15 protein-coding genes are annotated in these 22,741 nt (G+C 62.1%); 5 read left to right on the plus strand and 10 right to left on the minus strand.

The features are described from left to right. Window positions 1–325 precede the first annotated feature (325 nt). Window positions 326–5,062, plus strand: coding sequence for a glutamate synthase large subunit (gltB, locus tag CIT25_RS08175; protein WP_095484231.1), 4,737 nt, complete (start codon window positions 326–328; stop codon window positions 5,060–5,062). 143 nt (window positions 5,063–5,205) lie between these two features. Continuing rightward, a complete protein-coding gene (locus CIT25_RS08180; protein ID WP_095484063.1) occupies window positions 5,206–6,660 on the plus strand; it encodes a glutamate synthase subunit beta in 1,455 nt (484 codons plus the stop codon). Window positions 6,661–6,876: 216 nt separating this feature from the next. On the opposite strand, the gene CIT25_RS08185 is transcribed toward CIT25_RS08180, so the two are convergent. Together CIT25_RS08185 and CIT25_RS08190 are read right to left on the minus strand one after the other, a co-directional pair. Continuing rightward, window positions 6,877–8,100: an SGNH/GDSL hydrolase family protein gene (locus CIT25_RS08185; RefSeq protein WP_095484064.1), complete on the minus strand. Its 1,224-nt coding sequence runs from the start codon at window positions 8,098–8,100 to the stop codon at window positions 6,877–6,879. A gap of 117 nt (window positions 8,101–8,217) precedes the next feature. After that, complete coding sequence (locus CIT25_RS08190) at window positions 8,218–9,444, minus strand: lytic murein transglycosylase (RefSeq protein WP_095484232.1); 1,227 nt, start codon at window positions 9,442–9,444, stop codon at window positions 8,218–8,220. A gap of 213 nt (window positions 9,445–9,657) precedes the next feature. Here CIT25_RS08190 and galU point away from each other — a divergent pair, with 213 nt between their 5' ends. Beyond that, entirely contained in the window at window positions 9,658–10,563 is a 906-nt protein-coding gene (gene galU / locus CIT25_RS08195) for a UTP--glucose-1-phosphate uridylyltransferase GalU (RefSeq protein ID WP_095484065.1), read from the plus strand. Window positions 10,564–10,714: 151 nt separating this feature from the next. Here the strand turns inward: galU and CIT25_RS08200 are convergent, their stop codons facing one another. Then, window positions 10,715–12,427 carry an outer membrane beta-barrel protein gene (locus tag CIT25_RS08200; protein ID WP_095484066.1) on the minus strand — a complete coding sequence of 571 codons (1,713 nt, stop codon included), beginning with the start codon at window positions 12,425–12,427 and terminating at the stop codon, window positions 10,715–10,717. 151 nt (window positions 12,428–12,578) lie between these two features. On the opposite strand from CIT25_RS08200, the gene CIT25_RS08205 reads away from it, so the two are divergent. Beyond that, on the plus strand, window positions 12,579–13,580 hold the full coding sequence (locus tag CIT25_RS08205; protein WP_095484067.1) for a KpsF/GutQ family sugar-phosphate isomerase: 1,002 nt from the start codon (window positions 12,579–12,581) through the stop codon (window positions 13,578–13,580). Between the two features lie 47 nt (window positions 13,581–13,627). Here CIT25_RS08205 and CIT25_RS08210 read toward each other — a convergent pair whose 3' ends face one another. The 7 genes from CIT25_RS08210 to CIT25_RS08240 all read right to left on the minus strand — a co-directional run bounded on the left by CIT25_RS08210 (window position 13,628) and on the right by CIT25_RS08240 (window position 22,056). Continuing rightward, the gene (locus CIT25_RS08210; protein ID WP_095484068.1) at window positions 13,628–14,098 is read right to left on the minus strand and encodes an NfeD family protein; all 471 of its coding nucleotides are present in this window, start codon (window positions 14,096–14,098) and stop codon (window positions 13,628–13,630) included. Between the two features lie 10 nt (window positions 14,099–14,108). Further along, window positions 14,109–15,059 carry an SPFH domain-containing protein gene (locus tag CIT25_RS08215; protein WP_095484069.1) on the minus strand — a complete coding sequence of 317 codons (951 nt, stop codon included), beginning with the start codon at window positions 15,057–15,059 and terminating at the stop codon, window positions 14,109–14,111. 250 nt (window positions 15,060–15,309) lie between these two features. After that, on the minus strand, window positions 15,310–16,362 hold the full coding sequence (gene hemH, locus CIT25_RS08220; RefSeq protein ID WP_095484070.1) for a ferrochelatase: 1,053 nt from the start codon (window positions 16,360–16,362) through the stop codon (window positions 15,310–15,312). A 146-nt stretch (window positions 16,363–16,508) separates the two neighbouring features. Then, window positions 16,509–18,557 (minus strand): bifunctional metallophosphatase/5'-nucleotidase, encoded by a 2,049-nt coding sequence (locus CIT25_RS08225; protein WP_095484233.1) that lies wholly within the window; start codon window positions 18,555–18,557, stop codon window positions 16,509–16,511. A gap of 179 nt (window positions 18,558–18,736) precedes the next feature. After that, window positions 18,737–19,108: an outer membrane lipoprotein Omp10 gene (gene omp10, locus CIT25_RS08230; RefSeq protein ID WP_095484234.1), complete on the minus strand. Its 372-nt coding sequence runs from the start codon at window positions 19,106–19,108 to the stop codon at window positions 18,737–18,739. Window positions 19,109–19,305: 197 nt separating this feature from the next. Then, complete coding sequence (locus CIT25_RS08235; RefSeq protein ID WP_095484071.1) at window positions 19,306–20,751, minus strand: homospermidine synthase; 1,446 nt, start codon at window positions 20,749–20,751, stop codon at window positions 19,306–19,308. Between the two features lie 369 nt (window positions 20,752–21,120). After that, entirely contained in the window at window positions 21,121–22,056 is a 936-nt protein-coding gene (locus CIT25_RS08240; RefSeq protein ID WP_095484072.1) for a LysR family transcriptional regulator, read from the minus strand. A 141-nt stretch (window positions 22,057–22,197) separates the two neighbouring features. On the opposite strand from CIT25_RS08240, the gene CIT25_RS08245 reads away from it, so the two are divergent. Further along, complete coding sequence (locus tag CIT25_RS08245) at window positions 22,198–22,623, plus strand: YybH family protein (RefSeq protein ID WP_095484073.1); 426 nt, start codon at window positions 22,198–22,200, stop codon at window positions 22,621–22,623. Window positions 22,624–22,741 lie beyond the last annotated feature (118 nt).

Below are 22,741 nucleotides of genomic sequence, written 5' to 3' on the forward strand. Positions count from 1 at the left end.
GCGTAATTTTCTGTCGTGGAATGTCCAAGATTTTCATGAATCGGTCTTGTGCGCGTCCGGGATTTCTGTCATAAAAAATTTAGGACAGTAGTGCTGTCTTATTTTGTCGCACACATCTGGCTGGATTGGCGTATCATTGGGCCTCTCCGGCCGTTGCCGTGAGCGACAGGTAGACAGCCTGGCTCTGGCCTGTACGATTACCGGATGCGAACCAGGTCGCCTGGTTCGCAAGGATTTCGCAAGACGTGCCGCAAGGATGAAGGGGGAGCCAAGCGCTTCCCGACGCAAACCAGCGCCCTAAGGGCTGGGAATGGAGGACAGGATGATGACGGAAATGACGCCATCTGCGACGAACGGCCCGGCCGCGCAGACGAAAGCGCCAGCCGTCAAAAATCCGTCTCTGACCAATATCGGGCGAACCCATACCGGCTTTGCCGCGCAAGGCCTTTACGATCCGCGCAATGAGCACGATGCCTGCGGCGTCGGCTTCATCGTCAACATGAAGGGCGTGAAGTCGCATCAGATCGTCAAGGACGGGCTCGCTGTGCTCGAGAACCTGACGCATCGCGGCGCCGTCGGCGCCGATCCGCTGATGGGCGACGGCGCCGGCGTGCTGGTGCAGCTTCCCGACCGCTTCTTCCGCGAGGAGATGGCCAGCCAAGGCGTCGAATTGCCCAAGCCCGGCCACTACGCCGTCGGCCATGTGTTCATGCCGCGCGATCCTGAGCTTCAGGCGCACATCGAAGGCATTATCGCCGAGGTGGCGCAGCTCGAAGGCCAGCCACTGCTCGGCTTTCGCGATGTGCCGGTCGACAATTCATCGCTGTCCAAGGCGCCGGATATCGCTGCTTCCGAACCGATCCAGCGGCAGGTGTTCCTGGGTCGCGGCGCCGAGATCGAGAGCGACGACGATTACGAGCGGCGGCTCTACATCCTGCGCAAGGTCATTTCCGGTCGGATCCATGAGGAGACCAAGGGCGTCGACAATGGCTTCTACGTCGTGTCGATGTCATCGCGGACCATCGTCTACAAGGGCATGTTCCTGGCCTATCAGGTCGGCGCCTATTACAAGGACCTGACCGATCCGCGCTTCGAGACAGCGCTGATCCTGGTCCACCAACGTTTCTCGACCAACACCTTCCCGTCGTGGAAACTGGCGCATCCCTATCGCATGGTTGCCCACAATGGCGAGATCAACACGCTGCGCGGCAACGTCAACTGGATGGCCGCGCGCCAGGCCTCGGTCGATTCCGAACTGTTCGGCAACGACATCTCCAAGCTTTGGCCGATCTCCTATGAGGGGCAGTCTGACACCGCCTGTTTCGACAATGCGCTCGAATTCCTGACTCAGGGCGGCTACTCGCTCGCCCATGCGATGATGATGCTGATCCCGGAAGCCTGGGCGGGCAACAAGTTGATGGATCAAGATCGCAAGGCTTTTTACGAATATCACGCCGCCCTGATGGAGCCGTGGGACGGGCCGGCGGCGGTAGCCTTCACCGACGGACGCCAGATCGGCGCCACACTCGATCGCAACGGGCTGCGCCCGGCGCGCTACATCGTCACCGACGACGATCGCGTCATCATGGCCTCGGAAGCCGGCGTCCTGCCGGTGCCGGAGGAAAGGATCGTCAAGAAGTGGCGGTTGCAGCCAGGCCGCATGCTTTTGATCGACCTGGAGAAGGGCCGCATCGTTTCCGACGAGGAGATCAAGTCGGAGATCGCAACCAGGCATCCCTACAAAAGCTGGCTCGCCAACACCCAGCTCATCCTCGAAGATCTGAAGCCGGTCGAGCCGCGCGCGCTGCGCAGGGACGTTTCGCTGCTCGACCGCCAGCAGGCGTTCGGCTACAGCCAGGAAGACACCAAGCTGTTGATGTCGCCGATGGCGACAACGGGCCAAGAAGCGGTCGGGTCGATGGGCACCGACACGCCGATTTCGGCGATGTCGGACAGATCGAAGCTGCTCTACACTTATTTCAAGCAGAACTTTGCCCAGGTCACCAATCCGCCGATCGACCCGATCCGCGAGGAGCTGGTGATGAGCCTGGTGTCCTTCATCGGGCCGAGGCCGAACATCTTCGACCTCGTCGGCAATTCGCGCCGCAAGCGGCTCGAAGTGCGCCAGCCGATCCTGACCAATGGCGATCTCGAGAAGATCCGCTCCATCGGCCACACCGAGGATCGCTTCGACACCAAGACGATCGACATCACCTATGCTTCGAACGAAGGCGCGGCCGGCATGCAGGGCGCCATCGACCGGCTGTGCGAGCGCGCCGAGGCGGCGGTCGCCGGCGGCTATAACATCATCATCCTGTCCGACCGTCAGCTCGGGCCGGACCGTATCGCCATTCCGGCACTTCTGGCGACGGCGGCCGTTCACCATCATCTGATCCGCAAGGGGTTGCGCACGTCCGTCGGGCTCGTCGTCGAGTCCGGCGAGCCGCGCGAGGTGCATCATTTCTGCTGCCTTGCCGGCTACGGCGCTGAGGCGATCAATCCTTACCTCGCCTTCGACACACTGCTCGACATGCACAAGCGCGGCGAGCTGCCGGCGGAGGTCGACGCCTATGAAGTCGTCACCCGCTACATCAAGTCGATCGGCAAGGGCATCCTCAAGGTGATGTCCAAGATGGGCATTTCGACCTATCAGTCCTATTGCGGCGCACAGATCTTCGACGCGATCGGACTGAAGTCGGATTTCGTGCAGAAGTATTTCACCGGCACCGCGACGCTGATCGAAGGCGTCGGGCTGGACGAGATCGCGGCCGAGACGGTCAGCCGCCATACCGACGGCTTCGGCAACGACCCGGTGCTGCGCAATAGCCTCGAAGTCGGCGGCGAATACATGTTCCGCATGCGCGGCGAAGCTCATATCTGGTCGCCCGATGCGGTCGCCACCTTGCAGCACGCCGTGCGCCAGGGCTCATGGGAGACGTTCAAGGACTATTCCGCTCAGATCGACAGCGAGACGGCGCGGGCGCAGAGCATTCGCGGCCTGTTCAAGATCAGGCTCGCCGAAGAAAGCGGGCGTAAGAAGGTCGCGCTCGACGAAGTCATGCCGGCGGCCGATATCGTCAAGCGGTTCTCGACCGGAGCGATGTCCTTCGGCTCGATCTCCAGGGAAGCGCACACTACGCTGGCGCGCGCCATGAACACGATCGGCGGCAAGTCGAATACCGGCGAGGGCGGCGAAGAAGCCGACCGCTACCTGCCGCTGCCGGGCGGTGGCAAGAACCCGGAACGTTCGGCGATCAAGCAGGTCGCTTCCGGGCGGTTCGGCGTGACGGCGGAATATCTGGTCAACTCCGACATGATGCAGATCAAGGTCGCGCAAGGCGCAAAGCCGGGCGAGGGCGGTCAGCTGCCCGGCCACAAGGTCGACGCCACCATCGCCAAGGTCAGGCATTCGACGCCGGGCGTCGGCCTGATCTCGCCGCCGCCGCATCACGACATCTACTCGATCGAGGATCTGGCGCAGCTCATCTACGACCTGAAGAACGTCAATCCGGCGGCGGATGTGTCGGTCAAGCTGGTGTCCGAAGTCGGCGTCGGCACGGTTGCGGCCGGCGTCGCCAAGGCGCGTGCCGATCATATCACCATATCGGGCTATGACGGCGGCACGGGTGCATCGCCGCTGACCTCGCTCAAGCATGCCGGCAGTCCGTGGGAAATGGGCCTTGCCGAGACGCACCAGACGCTGGTGCTCAACGGCCTCAGGTCGCGCGTCGCGCTGCAGGTCGATGGCGGCCTGCGCACCGGCCGCGACGTCGTCATCGGCGCGTTGCTCGGCGCCGACGAATTCGGCTTCTCGACCGCGCCGCTGATCGCGGCCGGCTGCATCATGATGCGCAAGTGCCATCTCAACACCTGCCCGGTCGGCGTCGCGACGCAGGACCCGGTGTTGCGCAAGCGCTTCAAGGGCACGCCGGAACATGTGATCAACTTCTTCTTCTATGTGGCGGAAGAGGTGCGGGCGCTGCTCGCCGAGATGGGCCACACCCATCTCGACCAGATCATCGGCGACACCGACCTTCTGGAAAAGCGCGCACTGATCCAGCACTGGAAGGCGCGCGGACTCGATTTCAGCAAGATGTTCTTCAAGCCCGATGCCCCGCACGAGGCGGTGCATTGGACCGAACGGCAGAAGCACCCAATCGACGATGTGCTCGACCGTAAGCTGATCGAACTCGCCAAGCCGGCACTGGACGCCAGGCAGCCGGTCAGCATCGAGCTGCCGATCCGCAATGTCGACCGTTCGACGGGTGCCATGCTGTCGGGCGAGGTGGCAAAGCGCTTCAAGCACAAGGGCCTGCGCGAGGACACGATCTCGGTGAAGCTCACTGGCACGGCCGGTCAGTCCTTCGGCGCCTTCCTGGCGCGCGGCGTCTCGTTCGAGCTGGTCGGTGCCGCCAACGACTATGTCGGCAAGGGTCTGTCGGGTGGACGCATCGTCATCCGCCCGCCAGAGAACACGAAGATCGTTGCCGCCGAGTCCATCATCGTCGGCAACACGGTGCTCTACGGCGCGACCGAGGGTGAGGCCTATTTCAGCGGCGTCGCCGGCGAGCGTTTTGCCGTGCGCAACTCGGGCGTCGCCGCCGTCGTCGAAGGCGTCGGCGATCATGGCTGCGAGTACATGACCGGCGGCATCGTCGTCGTCATCGGCCAGACCGGCCGCAACTTCGCAGCTGGCATGTCGGGCGGCGTCGCCTATGTGCTCGACGAGGCAGGCGACTTCGCCGCGCGCTGCAACATGGCGATGGTCGAACTGGAGCCGGTTCCGGAGGAAGACGATCTGATGGAGAAACTGCTCCATCATGGCGGTGACCTCGACCACAAAGGTCGTGTCGACGTGTCGGGCGATATGACCAGCCATGACGAGGAGCGGCTCTATCAGTTGATCTCGAACCACGTCCATTACACGGGTTCGGCGCGAGGCCGCGAGATCCTCGACAATTGGGCGACTTTCCGGCCGAAGTTCCGGAAGATCATGCCGGTCGAATATCGCCGCGCGCTGATCGAGATGGAACGCATGCGCATGGGCGTAGCGGCAGAATAGGCTTTGGGAGTTGCCGGGAAGCCTGGCTTCCCGGCACGGGTCTCATCAACAATCCTGACCTCGTGCTGAAGGTTGCTATGGCTGCCTCAAGAGGTTAACGGGTGCGGCGAAAACCGCACCATCTGGACAGCAGGAACTGGACTATGGGCAAGGTAACAGGGTTTCTCGAGATCGACCGGCAGGTGCACAAGTACCAGCCGGCTTCCGACCGCATCCGGCATTTTCGCGAGTTCACGCTGCCGATGTCGGACAAGGAGGTCGAGAAACAGGCCGCGCGCTGCATGGATTGCGGCATTCCGTACTGCCATGGGCCAACCGGCTGCCCGATCCACAACCAGATCCCGGACTGGAACGACCTCGTCTACAATGGCGACTGGGACAATGCGATCCGCAACTTGCATTCGACCAACAATTTCCCGGAGTTCACCGGCCGCATCTGTCCGGCACCTTGCGAGGAAGCCTGCACGCTGAACCTCGAGGACATTCCGGTCGCCATCAAGACGATCGAACAGGCGATCGCCGACAAGGCCTATGAAACCGGTCATATCCGGCCATATCCGCCGGAAAAGAAGACCGGCAAGCGCGTCGCAATCATCGGCTCGGGGCCGGCCGGCATGGCCGCCGCCCAGCAGCTTGGCCGTGCCGGCCACGACGTCCACGTCTATGAGCGCGAGAGCCGGCCGGGCGGGCTGATGCGCTATGGCATCCCCGACTTCAAGATCGAGAAGCACTATATCGATCGGCGCATCGAGCAGATGCAGGGCGAGGGCGTGAGCTTCCATTGTGGGATCAATGTCGGCGTCGACAAGCCGGTGGCGGAGCTGCTCGCCGAATATGATGCTGTGCTCTATTGCGGCGGATCGGAAACACCGCGTCCGGCCAACATTCCCGGCGACGATCTCGACGGCGTCCATGACGCGATGCCCTATCTGGTGCAGCAGAACAAGCGCGTCGGCGGCGAGCCGATCCAATCGGTGGCGTGGCCCTCCCAACCGATCGTCGCCGGCGGCCAGCATGTCGTCGTCGTCGGCGGCGGCGATACCGCATCCGACTGCGTCGGCACCGCGTTCCGCCAGGGCGCCGTCCGCGTCACCCAACTCGACATCCGGCCGCAGCCGCCGGAAAAGGAAGACAAGCTTTCGGTCTGGCCCTACTGGGCAACGAAGATGCGCACCTCGTCCTCGCAGGCCGAAGGCGCCGAGCGCGAGTTTCAGGTGGCGACGCTCGAATTCATCGGCGAGGACGGCGCGTTGACTGGCGTCAAATGCTGCGAGGTCGATGAAAAGCGCAAGCCGGTCGCCGGCACGGAATTCGTCATCCGCGCGGATCTCGCCTTCATCGCCATCGGCTTTGCCGGGCCGGCCGCCGTCGGACCGGTGTCGGAGCTGGGCGGCCAGATGAAGATCGCCATCGACAGCCGCCGCTCGAACAACGTCGAGGCCAATGACCGCGACTATAAGACCAGCGTCGAAAAGCTCTATGCGGCGGGTGATGTGCGCCGTGGCCAGTCGCTGGTCGTCTGGGCGATCCGCGAGGGCCGGCAGGCGGCGCGCTCGATCGACGAGGCACTGATGGGATCGAGCGTGCTACCGCGCTGAGACCGTTTGGAAACTCTACTCCTGCGGCCATCTGAGAGCGTTTTCTGCGCTTCCGGCCTTTGCCGTCCGAAGCACTCATGAGCGGTCGTGGCAGTTAAGGCTACGGCCGGCGTAGGCCGGTGCTCACATACTCGAATGTACGCTCCGCTCCGGTTCTCGAAAACACCCTTATATGACTCACAGCAGCGAGTTTCGAAACGGTCTCCGAGCCTCGTATCAAGGATTGATCGCCGTTGTCGTTTCGTTTGCGGCCGCCGCCGCAGGCTGCGCCCTGGGCGGCCAATGGAAGTCGTCGGCGCGGCCGGGCGAAGCATCTGATGCCTTGCCCTCGACGACGAGTTTTTCGCCGAGCCCGTCCGCCTTTGCCGGCGGCGCTGCGCCGAGAAGCTCCGAACCGCCATCGAGCGCCGGATCGTTGAGCAGCATCGGCACGGTGCGATCGACGGCCATGGGTGCCGGTGCCGGCGCCTCGACGGGAGCGCCCGCCGGCGCATAAGTCGCCGGTGTGCCCGCGGGCGCGGTCATTCCAAGCATCTTCATCAAGGGTTTTTCGGCATAGAAGGCGAGCTTGCGTTTGCCGGCTTTCGACACATAGATGCCGTCGTCGGTGCGTAGGCGCACCGGTTGGCCGTTGATATCAGGCCCACTGGTGACGAAGGCGCCGTCCTCGTCGACGAAACCGTCCCAGATGTCGACGAATTCGCCGCCATGACTTTCGGCCGTCGAGCGGTAGATGTCGTTGAAAGCCAGCATGTCGGAGGTCATCTTCGGCGCCTTGAATGCCGGCATGCCGACCCACAGATACGGTACCTTGGCCGATGCAATGGCCTTGCCGAATGCTTCGGTCCGGCGTTCGTATTCCTTGTCCCAGCCTTCGGACCGCGGCTGTTCGCGCTCATCGTTCACGCGCATTTGCTGCCGATCGTTGGAGCCCAGCATGACGATTACGGCCGCGGGCTTTTCGGTCTCGATCAGCGACTTGATCTGTTCGGGCCAGTTGTAGAAATCGTCACGCACGAAACCGGACGAACCGTTGCTGCGAACGACGATCCTGATTTTGTTGTTTTCGGCAAAGGCGGTATCCAGACCTTCGGCAAGGCCACTCGCCATGAAATCACCGACCACCAGAACGGTGCGGGCATCCGGCGCCTTCTCGACAATGGGGGTTGTCGGCTCAGCCGGCCGGCGCGGCGCGGCGCGGGGCTTTTTTGCCCTGGCCTTCGGCGGCCTGGCTCTCTGAATTTGTCGCGGCGGCGGTTCCACCCGCTCGCTTCGGCGCAGAAACAACAGGTCGCGCAGCGACCAGCCACGCCTTTGTTCTTCCTGCGCTACGGCCGGCGTATGAAAGGCGGCGGCAGTACTGACGGCCAGAACGGCAACAGCCAGAATCAGGATCGGCACGCGACGAAGGATCACCTGGATACGCGCAGCCGAAATCAATCACCCTCTCCATCCCTTAAGAGCGCCGGACCCAAGTCCAACCGTGCCGCCGCTCGAGCATCGGATTGCCAACGGTTTTGGGTCCGATGCTCCAGGTTGTTGTCTCCCTATGCGAGGCTAGTTCTGCCTGAGCCATTTGAGCACTTCCATGCTCGGATGTCCGTCCTGGGTCAAGCCAGCCTTCGCCTGGAAGGCCATGATGGCGGCCTTCGATCCCTCGCCGATCTTGCCGTCGAACTTGCCGTCATAGTAGCCGTACTGGGAAAGCCGCTGCTGAAGCTCTTGCCTCTCCTCGAAGGAGAGCTTCGTGAAAGGCCGCTTCCAGTCCTGCACAAGCCCACCATAGCCGGCGATTTCGTCGGCAAGAAGGCCAACGGCAACCGCGTATTTGTCGGCATTGTTGTAGCGCTTGATGACCGAAAAATTCTTGATCATCAGGAAGGCCGGGCCGCCGCGGCCGCCCGGTACTTTCAGCGTGGCCTTCTCCGCACCACTCTTGAAGGGCTTTCCGTTGACACGCGTGACACCCAGCGCTTGCCATTGCGACAGCGACTTCGATCCGGCCGGGAACTTCTTCCCATCGGGAAGGCTGACTTCATAGCCCCAGGTCTTGCCGGCCTGCCAGCCGTTCTTCCTGAGCAGATTGGCGGCCGTGGCCAATGCATCGGGAATCGAATTCCAGATGTCGCGCCTGCCGTCGCCATCCATATCGACCGCATAGGCCTGATAGCTGGTGGGAATGAATTGGGTATGGCCCATGGCGCCAGCCCATGAGCCGCTGAGGTGGCTTTTGTCGATGTCGCCCCTTTGCAGGATCTTCAGCGCCGCGATCAACTGGGTGCGGGCAAATTTCGATCGCCTGCGGTCGGCATAGCCAAGCGTTGCCAGCGAACGCACGACATTTCGCATGACCTCATCGCGCTTGAGGATTTCGCCGTAGTTCGATTCCATCGACCAGATGGCCAGCAGGATGTAGCGGTCGACGCCGTATTTTGCCTCGATCCTGTCCAGCCAAGGCTTCCACTTCCTGGCCATCTGCTGGCCGACAGCGACCGACTGGTCATGGACGCGGTTGTCGAAATAATCCCAGGCGGGCGCGGTAAATTCGGGTTGATAACGCGCTTTTTCCAGCACGACCGGATCGGCATCGCTGATCCCCTGGAACGCCTGGTCATAAACGGCGCCGGAAACGCCGCTCTGCACTGTGGTGGCGCGGAAGCTCGCCACCCATTGCCGGAAGCCGGCGTCGGCAAAAGCAGATCCGGCGGGCATCAGTAAGGCGAGCGAAAGGCTGGCGGCCGCAACGACGCTGGTGAAGCGCTTTGCGGCGTTGCGAACGGACATCTTTTCCTCCTTCATCATCACAGGAAGATCATTCATCGCCGAAGCCGGTTAGCAATTGGTTTACCATAGGTGCCGTTGGGAACGAAAAGCCGCGTCGGTGCTTTACGAACTACAAATTTTTTTCTGACCAGCCGTTCCATAATCCTCGATTCCGGCACGAAAATGTCTCGAAGCGGGATTGCCGAACAGGCTTACAAACGGATAATTGACAGCATGAAGAGAGTTCGCAAGGCAGTTTTCCCGGTCGCCGGTCTCGGAACCCGGTTTCTCCCGGCCACCAAGGCCATACCCAAGGAAATGCTGACTGTCGTCGACAGGCCAGTTATCCAGTATGTGGTCGACGAGGCACGCGAAGCCGGCATCGAACATTTCATCTTCGTGACCGGCCGTAACAAGGCGGTCATCGAGGACCATTTCGACGTCCAGTTCGAACTCTATGACACGCTCGCCCAGCGCGGCAAGAACGACGAGCTCGCCCGCCTGCAGCGGCTGCAACCCTCGCCGGGGCAGACCAGCTTCACGCGCCAGCAGGTCCCGCTTGGCCTTGGCCATGCCGTTTGGTGCGCCCGCGAGCTCGTCGGGGACGAGCCCTTCGCGCTGCTTTTGCCTGATATGATCATGCAGTCGGAAAAAAGCTGCATGAAGGAGATGGTCGAGCTTTATGCCGAGACCGGCAACAACATCGTCGCGGTTCAGGAATGCGACCCCGCCGAGGCCCATAAATACGGCATCGTCGGTCGCGGCGAGGATACGCATCACGGTTTCCGCATCACCGGCATGGTGGAGAAGCCGAAGACCGGCACGGCACCCTCCAATCTATACATCAACGGGCGCTACATCCTGCAGCCGGAGATATTCGGGATTCTCGAGGGCCAGGAAAAGGGCGCCGGCAACGAGATCCAGCTCACCGATGCGATGCTGAAGCTGGAGAAGCAGCAGCCCTTCTATGGCTGCCATTACCAGGGGCGCACCTTCGATTGCGGATCGCCGGAAGGCTTTGTTGAGGCCAACGTCGCCTTCGCACTGTGGCGCAGCGACGTGAACGGGAACATGGCGGGCGCCATCCGCAAGCTTCTCGACGAGTTGAAACCGTCAGAGCAGCGGGGTGCGGCATTCTAGCGAGCTGACATTCAGCCGGCCTGCGAATGGCGATTTCTGCGCTTCCGGTACTTGCATAACCCAATGTAGGCCGCGTTCAGGTTCTCGAAACCGCCGTTCCCGCCACTGCCTGACCCGAATCTCGACGTACCCAAACCTTCAACGGCTTGCTTTACGGCTGCAGCGTCACCCCGACGAAGATGCTGTGGGCCGTGTAGTCGCGGCCCTCCAGGTTGCTGGTCTGTTTTTCGGTTCTGGCGCGGGTGGTCAGTCCGGCATACCGGTTCAGCCACCATGTCAGTCCGGCCTCGGCGCTCAGCGTCAGGTCATGGCCGTCGGACCCGATATAGTCGCGCCAGTCCACGCCGAGAGCTGCGTTCCCGATCAGGTTGGCACGGATTTCCCGCTCGCCGGTGAGGCGGCCGGAGTAAAGGATGTCGCCGCTTTCGTCGGGAGTTGTCGTGCCCTCGACGGTGGTTTGGCCGGTGAGGCCGATCGTGGTGCCGCGTTCCGGCGACCATCTGAGGTCGGCGTTCACCGTGGCGCCCGAAATCGCCTCCAGGCGGTCATCGTCGATCGCTTCCCGCAGCCAGCCGGCCGAGAATTCGCCGGCAAGCTTCTCGCCGAGGTCGAGTTCGGCACCGGCCCGTACGCCAAGCCGTGTCGAGGATCGTTCGAAACCATTGGGGTCGACGCGCAAATCATAGACGCGGCGGCCGATTTCGACCTCGGTGAAAGGCGTGATGGCGGGAGAAATCTCATAGCCGGTACGCAAGGTGGCGGTATAGAGCGTCGAGTCGCGGGCTTTCTGCGACACCGTTCCGCCCGTCGAAAGCTTGGCGTCGCCATAGATGTCGCGTTCGACCGCGCCGGTCAGTGCAAAGCGCATCTTGCCGGCATCCTTCTCGACCGCGAGACTGCCGTCAATGGTCTGGCGCACTGGCTGCTCGATGGTGCCTTCGACAACGACCGGCGACGAAGCCGATTCCGGCGCCGCCTCGTAACCGAGCTTGGCGATGGCGCGCAGATCGTTGTCGAGGTCGACATTGAACGTGCCGTCGACTCGGCCCCGCAACTCCTGAATCTCGTCGCCCGATATGGTCTTGAGAAAAGTGCCGTAGCCGTCGATGACAGCCGAATTCTCTCGCCAGTCGGAGACGGCATTGAAGCGCAGCGTCGTTTCCGACAGCAGTGCCGGCTTGCCGTCGGCGCTTGAATCGGCATTCGACGAGGCCGTCAGGCCTTGTTCGAGCGTCGGCCTGATCACGAACGAGCCGAGTTTGATGCCGGTGGCGGCGAACGGGTCGTCCTCGACCTTCCTGTCCCGACCTTCGATGGCTTCGGCGCGCTCGGCGCCCGGATCGAGCTCCTGCCTGTCGGCGGAATCAATTGTCACGGCCCGGCGGTTGGTGGCGTCCTGGTCTGTCCCGGCGGTGTCCGTGTCGTCCGTCGTGGCTGCAGTCGCGGCGGTGGCTTCTGCCTCGGCGGCCTCTGCCTCGTCTTGATCGGCCGCCCGTTGCGTTGCGCTCGATGGTCGGCGTGGCGGGACGGGAGCGGGCGTTTCCGCAAACGGATCGTCGGTGGCTTCCGGCGGATCGAAAATGCTGCCGGTCGCGGGCGCCGTGTCATCGTCCTGTACGGCGCCCGGGCTGGCCGGCTGATAGGTGGGCGCCGGCGCATCGCTTTGGGTGGTTGCGCCGGCCTGTGCCGTCTGATCCTGGGCGCCGGCCAGAATCGCCGATTCCGAAACCTCGCCGCGCAGCTCGGTTACCTGGGCATAGGGCTGCGCTGGTCGCAGCAAGGCGAAGACGCTGGTCGCCAGCAGCAAGGCGCAGACCGCCTTGCCGTTTCGTCTTCTTTTCATTTCAGGCTGGGCCCCGGACATCGCCACCACTGCTTGCGCGGCGCGCGCGCGCCATACTTACCGAACCGTAAACGGGGATGGTTAACGGAGGGTTGAGGCGGCGGTTCATCAGCCCGCACTGAATGGCAATTCCGTTGGACAGGCGCATGGCAAAGCGCTAATCGCATCAGCCATGCATGCGGGATCCCCAGACAAGAAGCGGCTCGACGGGCAAGCTTCGATAGCCTCGGCGCTCAGAACGGTGGCAACCGAGCAGGCCGGTGTCGCGGCGCTGGCGGCTGCGCTCGAAAACGGATTGGCCGAACCGTTCGCGCGCGCCGTCGACATGGTGTCGCAGATCGAAGGCCGCGTCATCGTCACCGGCGTCGGCAAGAGCGGTCATATCGGCTCGAAGCTGGCCGCGACACTCGCCTCGACCGGCACACCGGCGTTCTTCGTCCACCCTGCCGAAGCCAATCACGGCGACCTCGGCATGATCGCCAGGGACGATGCCATCATCGCCATGTCGTGGTCGGGCGAGAGCCTGGAGCTCAAGGGCATCATCGCCTATTCCAGGCGCTTCTCGATCCCGCTGATCGCGGTCACCGCCGGAGAGAGATCGGCGCTGGCGCGCGAGGCCGATGTTGTGCTTCTGCTGCCGCGCGCGTCGGAGGCCTGTCCGCATGGCCTGGCGCCGACGACATCGACGCTGCTGCAACTGGTGATCGGCGATGCGCTGGCCATTGCGCTGCTCGAAGCGCGCGGCTTCACGCCGGATCATTTCCGCACCTTCCATCCCGGCGGGCAACTTGGCGCCAATCTGACGCAGATCCGCGACATCATGCATGTCGGCGACAGGCTGCCGCTGGTGCCTTCCGGCACCGGAATGCGCGAAGCGATCCTCGAATTGTCGCGCAAGGGGTTTGGCTGCGTGGCGATAACCGCCGAGGACGGTGCGCTGATCGGCATCATCACCGACGGCGACATCAGGCGCCACATCGGCAGCAATCTTTTGGCGATGAGCGTCGATCAGGTCATGACCAAGGAGCCGAAGACGGCCGGGCCGGACACGCTGGTGGCGACGGCGCTGCAGACGATCAACAATTCGGCCATCACCAGCCTGATGGTGGTCGAGGGCAAACGGCCGGTCGGACTTGTCCATCTGCACGACCTGCTGCGCATCGGCGCGGCCTGACAGACATCAGAGTCTGCTTGAAAGTCACTCCGCGGAGATGGGTGGGATCAGCCTTGAACCGCCTCGACCGTCAGCTCCAGATCGGTATCGGCCGCGCCCGTCACGCGCACCTGCGTGCCGGCCGGCAGATCGGGGCCGGAGACGCGCCATAGCGTGTCGCCAAGCTTTATGCGCCCGCGCCCGTCCTTGATCGGCTCGGCAAGCGTCGCCATCCTGCCGATCATTTGTGCGCCGCGGCGGTTGAGCAGTGGCTGGTCGGTCGGGTCATGGCGCCCACCCACCAGTCTCTTGCCGACATAGGTTGAAACCAGCGACATCGCGAGGAAAGCGAGGACCTGGACCTGCCAGGTCCAGAAACCCGCGTCCCAGATGAGCAGGGAGACTGCACCGATCAGCAGCGCGGCGATGCCGATCCATAGCATGAAGATGCCCGGCGCGATGACCTCCATTACGAGGAGGACGAAACCGAGAACCATCCAATTCCAGGGGCCGAGTTCGGAAATGATGCGGTTGAACATGGGATCGGCCTCAGGTCTGGCTGGGGCGAACCACGGGCGGGCGTGAAGCTTGCCGCGCGCCGCCGGCAGTGCCTTCGCTCCCGAAGATTTCCTTGGCGATTGCGCCGATGCCGCCGAGCGTGCCGATCAGTGATGACGCTTCGATCGGCATCAGCACGACCTTGCTGTTTGTGGCAGAGCCGATCTTGGTCAGCGCTTCGGTGTATTTCAGCGCGACGAAATAGTTGAGCGCCTGCACGTCGCCCTTGGAGATCGCTTCCGACACCACCTGTGTGGCGCGGGCCTCGGCCTCGGCGGAGCGTTCGCGCGCCTCGGCGTCGCGGAAGGCGGCTTCCTTGCGGCCCTCGGCTTCCAGGATCTGCGACTGCTTGAGGCCTTCGGCGTCGAGGATCTGCGCGCGCTTGTTGCGTTCGGCCATCATCTGGCGACCCATCGATTCAACAAGGTTGGCCGGCGGATTGATGTCCTTGATCTCGACGCGGGTGATCTTGATGCCCCAGGGATGTGCCGCCTCGTCGACGACGCGCAGCAAGCGTTCATTGATGGCATCGCGGTTTGACAAAAGCTCGTCGAGGTCCATCGAGCCCATCACGGTACGGATGTTGGTCATCGTCAAATTGAGGATGGCGTTCTGCAGCCCGGCGACCTGGTAGGCGGCCTGTGCGGCGTTGAGCACCTGATAGAACGCGACGCCGTCGACGGCGACGGTGGCGTTGTCGCGGGTGATGATCTCCTGGGTCGGGACGTCGAGCACCTGCTCCATCATGTTCAACTTGGCGCCGATGCGGTCGACGAACGGCACGATGAGGTTGAGGCCGGGACTCAATGTCTTGGTATAGCGGCCGAAGCGTTCGACGGTATAATTGTAGCCTTGCGGGATTGTCCGAATGCCTTTGAAAAGCACGAGCACGACAAGAGCGACAAGAACAAGAAGCGCGATATCGAAACCACTGAAATCCATTTGGCTCTCCCTCAGATGCCGAGCACGTTAGAGCGACGCGCGTTCACCGGACGCACAAAGTACGCTCTAATTTTTATACCTGCACATCATGCTTCCCAAAAATCGATTCCGATTTTCGTGCCGATGCGATAGTCGTTTCCATACAACCGACTTCACCAAACACTTAAGTGTGTTTCAGAAATGTTACAATCAGGTGATCGCGGATTGCCGGTGTATAGACAGCCGCGCTAGCTGCGCGATTAAACCCGCTTCAGATCCAGCCTGACAGTTCGCGCCGCACCATCGCCTCGATCACCGCCATGCCCTCGGCACTGTCGTTGAGGCAAGGGATGTGCGCGAACGTCTCGCCGCCGGCGTGATGGAAAGTCTCGGCCGCCTCCCTGGCGATCTCGTCCAGCGTCTCGATGCAATCGACAGAAAAGCCCGGATTGACGATGGCGATCGATCTCACGCCTTCTCCGGCTAATTTCTCGACCGTCTTGTCGGTGTAGGGCTGCAGCCATTCCTGCGCACCGAAGCGTGACTGGAAGGTGGTAATCAGCCTCTTCTCATCCCAGCCGAGCTTTTCGCGCAGCAGCCGGGTCGTCTCCAGGCAATGGGCCTGATAGGGATCGCCCTTATCGGAATAGGGTTTCGGAATGCCGTGATAGGAGGCGATGACCACCTCAGGCTCGAAATCGAGGGTCGCCAGATGGCGCTCGATCGAACGGGCAAGCGCCTCGATATAGACCGGTTCGGCATAGTAGGGCGGCACGCTGCGGATCGCCGGTGCGCGGCGCATCTTCATCAGCGCGCGAAACAACTGGTCGTTGGCGGTCGCGGTCGTGGTCGCGGAATATTGCGGATAGAGCGGAAAAGAGAGAATGCGGTCGCAGCCTTGCGCGACCAGCCCTTTGGCGACGCTCTCTGTCGAAGGATTGCCGTAACGCATCGCCCAGTCGACGACGACATCGGGCAGGTCGCGCAGCGCTTCGGTCAGCTTTTCGCTCTGGGCGCGGGTGTAGGTGCGCAGCGGCGACTCGTTGCGCTGCCGGTTCCAGATCCTGGCATAGTTGGCGCCTGACTTCTTCGGCCGCGTGGTGAGAACCAGCCCATAGAGGATCGGGTACCAGATCGCCTTGTTGAGTTCGATGACGCGCGGATCGGACAGGAATTCCCTGAGATAACGCCACATCGGCTTGAATTCGGTGCCGTCGGGCGTGCCGAGATTGACCAGTATGACACCGATCCTGCCCGCTCCGACCGGCGGCAGCGGGCCGAGGGCCTTCGCAGCCTTGGGATCGACAGGGTTGGAAAGCGTCATAAAGGGATCTCCGGACACCGCGCGAAACTAGCGATGCCACGCCGGTTTTCAATGCAGCGTCTGGCCGCACCTTATCTTAACCTCAGGCGGAAAGCAGAAAACCCGCCCGGTTACCCGGACGGGTTTTCCGACAATGACGGAAGAACTTAGTTTGCGGCCGGCATAGTCAAGGTTGCGCCGACGGGAAGGCGGCGCGGTTCGTAGTTCTTGTTGGCGTCGGAGATCGTTTTCCACTTGGCGCCATCGCCATAGGCCTTCTCCGCCAGATCCCAATAGGTATCGCCGGCAACGATCACATGGCTGCTTTCGGCCGGTGCGGCCTCGGCTGGCTTGGCCGGTTCCGCTGCAGGAGCCGGTGCCGCAGGCGCTGCCTCGGCTGGTTTTGCGGACTCGGCAGGTGCCGGCGTTGGCGGGGCGGGTTCCGCCGGGACCCCCGGTGGCGTCGTGGCGATGTCGCTTGAACCCGCCGGGGGTTCGGGCATCGCCGGCTCCGCAGTTGCGGCTGGAGCCGTTTCTGACGGTTTTGCGGGCTCGGCCGGTGCGGGCGCAGCCTCGGCCGGCTTGGCCGGTTCCGCAGCGGCGGCCACCGCGGCCTCGGTGATGCGGCCATCGAGCTTCGGCGTATAGGGCCGATGCGCGCTGAGATAATCGGCGACCACCTGTTCGAGGCCCGGACCGTAATCATAGGCGTTCTTGGCCTTGTCGGCGAACACCTTGTAGCCGTCGCCGCCCTGGCGCACATAGTTGTTGGTGGCGACTAGGTAATCCTTGTCTGGATTGATCGGGGTCCACGCGCCGCCTTCCATGACCTCGACCGACTTGACGCGCCCGGCATTCGGGGCGGCCGATTTGTCGAATGAATACTTCAGGCCGGCAACCTGCGGGAAGCGTCCGGCACCGTCCTCGATCTGGCTGAGACCGTTCTCGAGCCCGGCAACCAGATCCTTGCCGGAAATCTGGAAGGTCGCCAATGTGTTCTGGAATGGCAGCACGTTCAGCACTTCGCCCATGGTGACGGTGCCCTGATCGATCGAGGCGCGCAGACCGCCGCCATTCGAGATGACGATCTCGACGCCCTGGTCCTTGACGCGGTCGAGGACGGCATCGGAGACGAGGTTGCCCATCTCGCACTCGCGGGTGCGGCAATTCTCACGGCTGCCGTCGATCGCCTTGGTGGTTTCGGCGACCTCCTGGTTCTTCAACGCCTCGATCGGCGCGCCGAGTTCTTTAATGCGGGCAAGCACGGCGGGATCAGGCGTGATCAACTTGTCGAGGTAGATCGGGTCACCACTGGCTTGCTTGACGATGCCGTTGTCGTCGAACACGACCTTGAATTCGCCGAGATATTTCGAATAGGACGCCGCCTGGACGACCGGCACTTGGTAGCCGTCCGGATTGTCGACCATCGTCGGGTAGGGGCCTTCAGCCTTGGGGTCGGTGTTGGACAGCAGCGAGTGACTGTGGCCGCCGACCACCACGTCGACACCCGGGATCTTGGCGATGACGTCGCGCTCGCGCTTGTAACCGATATGGGTGACCGCGATGATCTTGTTGACGCCTTCTCCCTTCAGTTTTTCGACCTCTGATGTGATCGACTTGACGTCGTCTTCGATCTTGACGTTAGGGCCTGGCGAAGCGAGCTCCGGCGTGTCGTTGGTGACCGCGCCGACGATGCCGATCTTCTGACCGCCGACCTCGATGACGATCGACGGCTTTACGCGGTCACCGAGTTTGGATTGCGCGTTGGCCTTCACATTGGCGCCGAGCACCGGAATCTGGATCATATCGAGGAACGGCGCAAGCGCCGCCTCGCCGTCGTCGAACTCGTGATTGCCGACCCCCATGGCGTCGAATTTCATCTGGTTGAGGAATTCGCCTTCGGTCTTGCCCTTGTAGGTTATGTAGAAGAGCGAGCCCTGGAAATTATCGCCGGCGCTGAGCAGCAGCACGTTCTGGCCTTCCAGCTTCTTGCGCTCCTGGGCGATCGCCGTGATCAGCCGCGCCGCGCCGCCGATGCAGTCGCCCTTGGTCTCCTCTTCGGCCGAGCAGGTCGATTCATATTTATTGTTGCTTTCGATGCGGCTGTGCCAGTCGTTGATGTGCAGGATGTTCAGTGTGTAGTCGGCAAAGGACACGCCGGCCGACAGACCAAGCGCGGAGGCCGAAAGGGCGGCAATGGCGGCGATCTTCTTCATTTTCGTCTCCCCGATGACCTGTTTAACGCCCTTGCTTGACTGCAACATAACAGCCAGCTTTTTTGCCATGTTCACATCGCGTTTCGGCCGATGCAAGCAGAATCGGGGTCAGCTTTGCCGGCGCAAAAAAGACGGCGGCCTGAGGCCGCCGTCCTTTGCAAAAGCAGTTCAGTGTGGGCTCAGGTGCGCCGCGTCAGCACAAAATTCTGCCCGCTCGCGCTGGTGCAATTGAGCTGCGAGGTGGAGATCAACAAGCAGTTGAAGCTGATGGGCGTCTGGCGGATCAGCGAAGTGCCTTTGATCTCGACCGAAGTGCCGCCGGTCATCGTGTAGCTACCGTCGGCAAGTTTCTGGCCGGTGTCGGTCGCGACGGTGTTGAAGCCACCGCCGGCGAAGGTCGACAGGCCCGTGCCTTGCGCATCGATCCATGAGCCTTCGACCGGGCTCCGTGCGGCCAATGGCGGCCCGCCCGGGCCGGCGGTGGTGCATGCCGCCAAGGCGGCAGCGGCCGCGACAATGCCGGCCGAAAGCAGTTTGCGCGCAATCGTCATCATCAAGATCCTCTCCTCTCGCATCGGCCCGAAAATCGATCCGGTTTTCGGAACGCACGATGCGCACATTCAAAGCACTAGAGCATACTTTTTGCGCCCAAATGGACGCACGTCGCGCTAGGTCGCCTTCCTTCAATCGCCCGATTTCCAGGCGATTGCAAGGTAGTGAGGCATCGCTATCGAATGAGGATGTTGCACTATCGAACGAGGATGTTGCGGAATTGCCATGGGTCGTTTTTGTCGAGGTCTTCCGGAAACAGACCAGGGCGGTTATCGAGCGGCGTCCAGTCGGTGTAGTAGCCCTTGATCGGCCCGAGATAGGGGGACTGCACTTCCAGGCAGCGCCTGTAGTCCATCTCGTCGGCCTCGACGATGCCAGCCTCGGGATTTTCCAGCGCCCAGACCATGCCCGCCAGCACCGCAGACGTGACCTGCATGCCCGTGGCGTTCTGATAAGGCGCCAGCTTGCGCGCTTCCGCCAGCGACAGTTGCGAGCCGTACCAATAGGCGTTCTTATCGTGGCCGTAGAGTAGCACGCCGAGCTCGTCGACACCGTCGACCAGTTCATTTTCGTCGAGCACGTGATGCACGGCTTGCGCCTTGCCGGCGGCGCCGAACATCTCGTGCAGCGACAGCACGGCGTCGTTGCAGGGGTGGTAGGCGTAGTGGCAGGTCGGGCGATATTGAACCTTGCCCTTCTTACCGCGCAGGGTGAAGAAGTCGGCGATCGAAATCGACTCGTTGTGCGTCACCAGGAAGCCGTATTGCGGTCCAGGCGTCGGGCACCAACTGCGCACGCGTGTGTTGGCGCCCGGCTGCTCCAGAAAGATCGCGGCCTTCGAGCCGTGCTTGTGCTTCTTGGCGTTCTTCGGCATCCACGTCTCATGCGTGCCCCAGCCGAGCTCTGCCGGTTGCAACCCTTCCGAGATGAAACCTTCGACCGACCAGGTGTTCCAGAACACATCCATCGGCTTCGGCTTCTTGGTGCGCTGGGTGTCGCGCTCGGCGATGTGGATGCCCTTGACGCCGGCCTTCTTCATCAGCCTCGCCCAGCCTTCGCGATCATGCTGCGCGGGCTCCGAGAACTCGAGGCCAAGATCGGTGGCGAGGTTGACCAGCGCCTGCTTGACGAACCACGAGACCATGCCGGGATTGGCGCCGCAGGTGGAGATTGCGGTCGCACCGCCGGGGTGCGCGTGCTTTTCTTCGATCATGGATTCACGCAGCGCGTAATTGCTGCGGCTGGCATTGTCGGCCTTGGCGTCGAAATAGAAGCCGAGCCATGGCTCGACGACGGTATCGATGTAAAGCACACCCAGCTTGCGACAGAGCCGCATCAAATCCACTGAGCCGGTGTCGACCGACAGGTTGACGCAAAAGCCCTGGCCGCCATCTTTGGTCAGCAGCGGCGTCAGCAGCTTCTTGTAGTTTTTCCTTGTCACCGCATCCTGCATGAATGTGATGCCGCGCTCGTCGAGCAGCTTGCGGTCGGTATCGCGTGGGTCGATGACCGTCATGCGCGACTTGTCGAACTTGAAATGGCGCTCGATCAGCGGCAGCGTTCCCCGTCCGATCGAGCCGAAGCCGATCATCACGACAGGGCCGGTGATCTCGCCGTAAACGGGCCAGTTTTCATTCGCCATTTATTGATTACTCCCTCAGATAGGCTGAAAAGCCGGGCAAACAGACGCAAAGCGGAGCATTTTTTTGCCCGACCGCCACGCGCTACAACCACAGATCATTGTCATAAACCAGTGAAAAGCGCCAACCGCGGCTACGCTGCGTTGGCGACGTGGTTAAGGCCGAAACCGTGGATGGGCGAAGCTCAAGATCGGCTTTTCTCGCTTCCGCAGCAACCGACGTCCGTTAGGCCGCAATGGCGGGGAGCCTATCCGGGCAACCGTGATGAGGTCGAACGGATGTTCGCGGAGTCCGGAGCTTCATCTTCGCACGCCGGACTGCATTAGGGTGGCATTTCGCCCGCTCCTGCAAACGCCCCGCCCACGGGAAGCTCAATCCCTTGGCGCTTGTCCTTCGATCAAAGTCTTGCGCCGAGCAAGCTGGTTGGCCAGGAAGTCGAGAACCGTACGAATCCGGGTCACTCGCCTGAGGTCCGGGTGGGTGAGCAGCCACAAGGCCGCCTCCATGTCCGCCAGAGGTCCAAGCACCCGCCTAAGGTCGGGATCCTGATCTGCCAGGTAGCAAGGTAGCGCGGCGACCCCCATGCCAGCATGTGCGGCGGCCTGCAGGGCCAGGAGCGAATTTGCGCGGTGGACGATCCGATCCTCGGCGACGTTCTGCTTAAGCCATCTCGCCGACTGGAGATGGGCAAGGCTCTCCTCAAAACCTATCCAATCGAAGTCCGGCAGGGGTGCGTCAAGGGGGCGCCGCGCCAGATAGGCTGGCGAAGCGTATGGCGCAGTCGCCAGTTTGGCGAGTTTCCTTCCGACCAAGTTGTCGGGCGGTGCGCTAACCGGCCTGATTGCGATGTCGGCGTCTCTTTTCGACAGCGTGAAGAACGAGTTGTCGACAATGAGTTCGATCATGATCTCCGGTCGTTCCTGGGCCAATACGGTAAAGATCGGACCGAGCAGCTCGACTAAAGTGTCCGCGGTGGTCACCCTTACTGTTCCAGACGGCCGCAAATCCTGGCCAGCCAGGCGGCGCTCAAGATCGGTCAGATCGTCCAAGACGCGGGTGGCGGTAATGAGGGCGATTTCGCCGGCCAGGGTGAGCGTGTATCCATCACGAGCACGCTCGAACAGATGTGCTCCCGAACGCCCTTCCATCGCGCCCAATCGTCGAAAAGCAGTTGAGTGGTCAACGCCCAAATGGCGGGCCGCCGCACTCAGGCTGCCGGCCTCTCCGATGGCGCGTATCAGGCGCAGGTCCGACAGTTCAAAGAGTCTTTGAGTCAGCACAGCCAGACCTCCAAGTCCGGAATCCAACGGGATGCCTCATCAAGCCGATTGCCTCTGTCCGCTCGTTCTTGCGGAAACTGCAAGCTCTGCTTTCATTTTTGCCGGGTATTTTTGCAAAGCATGAAGACAAATATAGCTTGTAGCACATAACCACGGAAGGAGATCGACATGGGCGCTCCCTCGCCAGAACTCTGCAATCTGTGGCTGGCACGCGCCTTCAATGCGCACGACGTGAGTGCAGCAATAGCGATGTATCATCCTGCCGCATCAATCGTTCAGGTGGATCAGGTCCACGGTGGCACAACGATCGCGCGCGGCGCCGACGCCATTCGCGAAACCATGGCCACCTACGTCGGCATGAACCCGCATATGGATGTCGTCACACACCACACCACGATTGCCGGCGACTTCGCGATGACGCGATCGCAATGGCTGATCAAAGGCGTGGATCAAAATGGCAAGCCGATCGAAGTGCATCATCACGGTATGGAGGTGCACCGGAAGCTGCCGGATGGCACCTGGGCCTTTTTTATCGACCATCCCTTCGGCGCAGACCCCGATTGGGCGGTCGAAGCGCCACCAAAAACGGACTAGGCTTGCCGCACTTTAAGGCCTCACGCTTGGCACGGACGCGTCCCTTCGGGATCGGGCTCCATTCGCGGCGTGCACAAATGCGGTAACTTCCGCCCATATGTTCAAAGCCGCTTGCACA

This window comes from Mesorhizobium mediterraneum (assembly GCF_002284565.1).
GTDB classification, from domain to species: Bacteria; Pseudomonadota; Alphaproteobacteria; order Rhizobiales; family Rhizobiaceae; genus Mesorhizobium; species Mesorhizobium mediterraneum.

Coding starts and splice junctions, on each gene's coding strand:
- CIT25_RS08205 (WP_095484067.1), top strand. CDS start 12,579: ATGCATGCGGGATCCCCAGACAAGAAGCGGCTCGACGGGCAAGCTTCG.
- gltB (WP_095484231.1), top strand. CDS start 326: ATGACGGAAATGACGCCATCTGCGACGAACGGCCCGGCCGCGCAGACG.
- CIT25_RS08245 (WP_095484073.1), top strand. CDS start 22,198: ATGGGCGCTCCCTCGCCAGAACTCTGCAATCTGTGGCTGGCACGCGCC.
- CIT25_RS08180 (WP_095484063.1), top strand. CDS start 5,206: ATGGGCAAGGTAACAGGGTTTCTCGAGATCGACCGGCAGGTGCACAAG.
- CIT25_RS08225 (WP_095484233.1), bottom strand. CDS start 18,557: ATGAAGAAGATCGCCGCCATTGCCGCCCTTTCGGCCTCCGCGCTTGGT.
- hemH (WP_095484070.1), bottom strand. CDS start 16,362: ATGACGCTTTCCAACCCTGTCGATCCCAAGGCTGCGAAGGCCCTCGGC.
- CIT25_RS08190 (WP_095484232.1), bottom strand. CDS start 9,444: ATGTCCGTTCGCAACGCCGCAAAGCGCTTCACCAGCGTCGTTGCGGCC.
- CIT25_RS08210 (WP_095484068.1), bottom strand. CDS start 14,098: ATGTTCAACCGCATCATTTCCGAACTCGGCCCCTGGAATTGGATGGTT.
- CIT25_RS08235 (WP_095484071.1), bottom strand. CDS start 20,751: ATGGCGAATGAAAACTGGCCCGTTTACGGCGAGATCACCGGCCCTGTC.
- galU (WP_095484065.1), top strand. CDS start 9,658: ATGAAGAGAGTTCGCAAGGCAGTTTTCCCGGTCGCCGGTCTCGGAACC.
- CIT25_RS08215 (WP_095484069.1), bottom strand. CDS start 15,059: ATGGATTTCAGTGGTTTCGATATCGCGCTTCTTGTTCTTGTCGCTCTT.
- omp10 (WP_095484234.1), bottom strand. CDS start 19,108: ATGACGATTGCGCGCAAACTGCTTTCGGCCGGCATTGTCGCGGCCGCT.
- CIT25_RS08200 (WP_095484066.1), bottom strand. CDS start 12,427: ATGTCCGGGGCCCAGCCTGAAATGAAAAGAAGACGAAACGGCAAGGCG.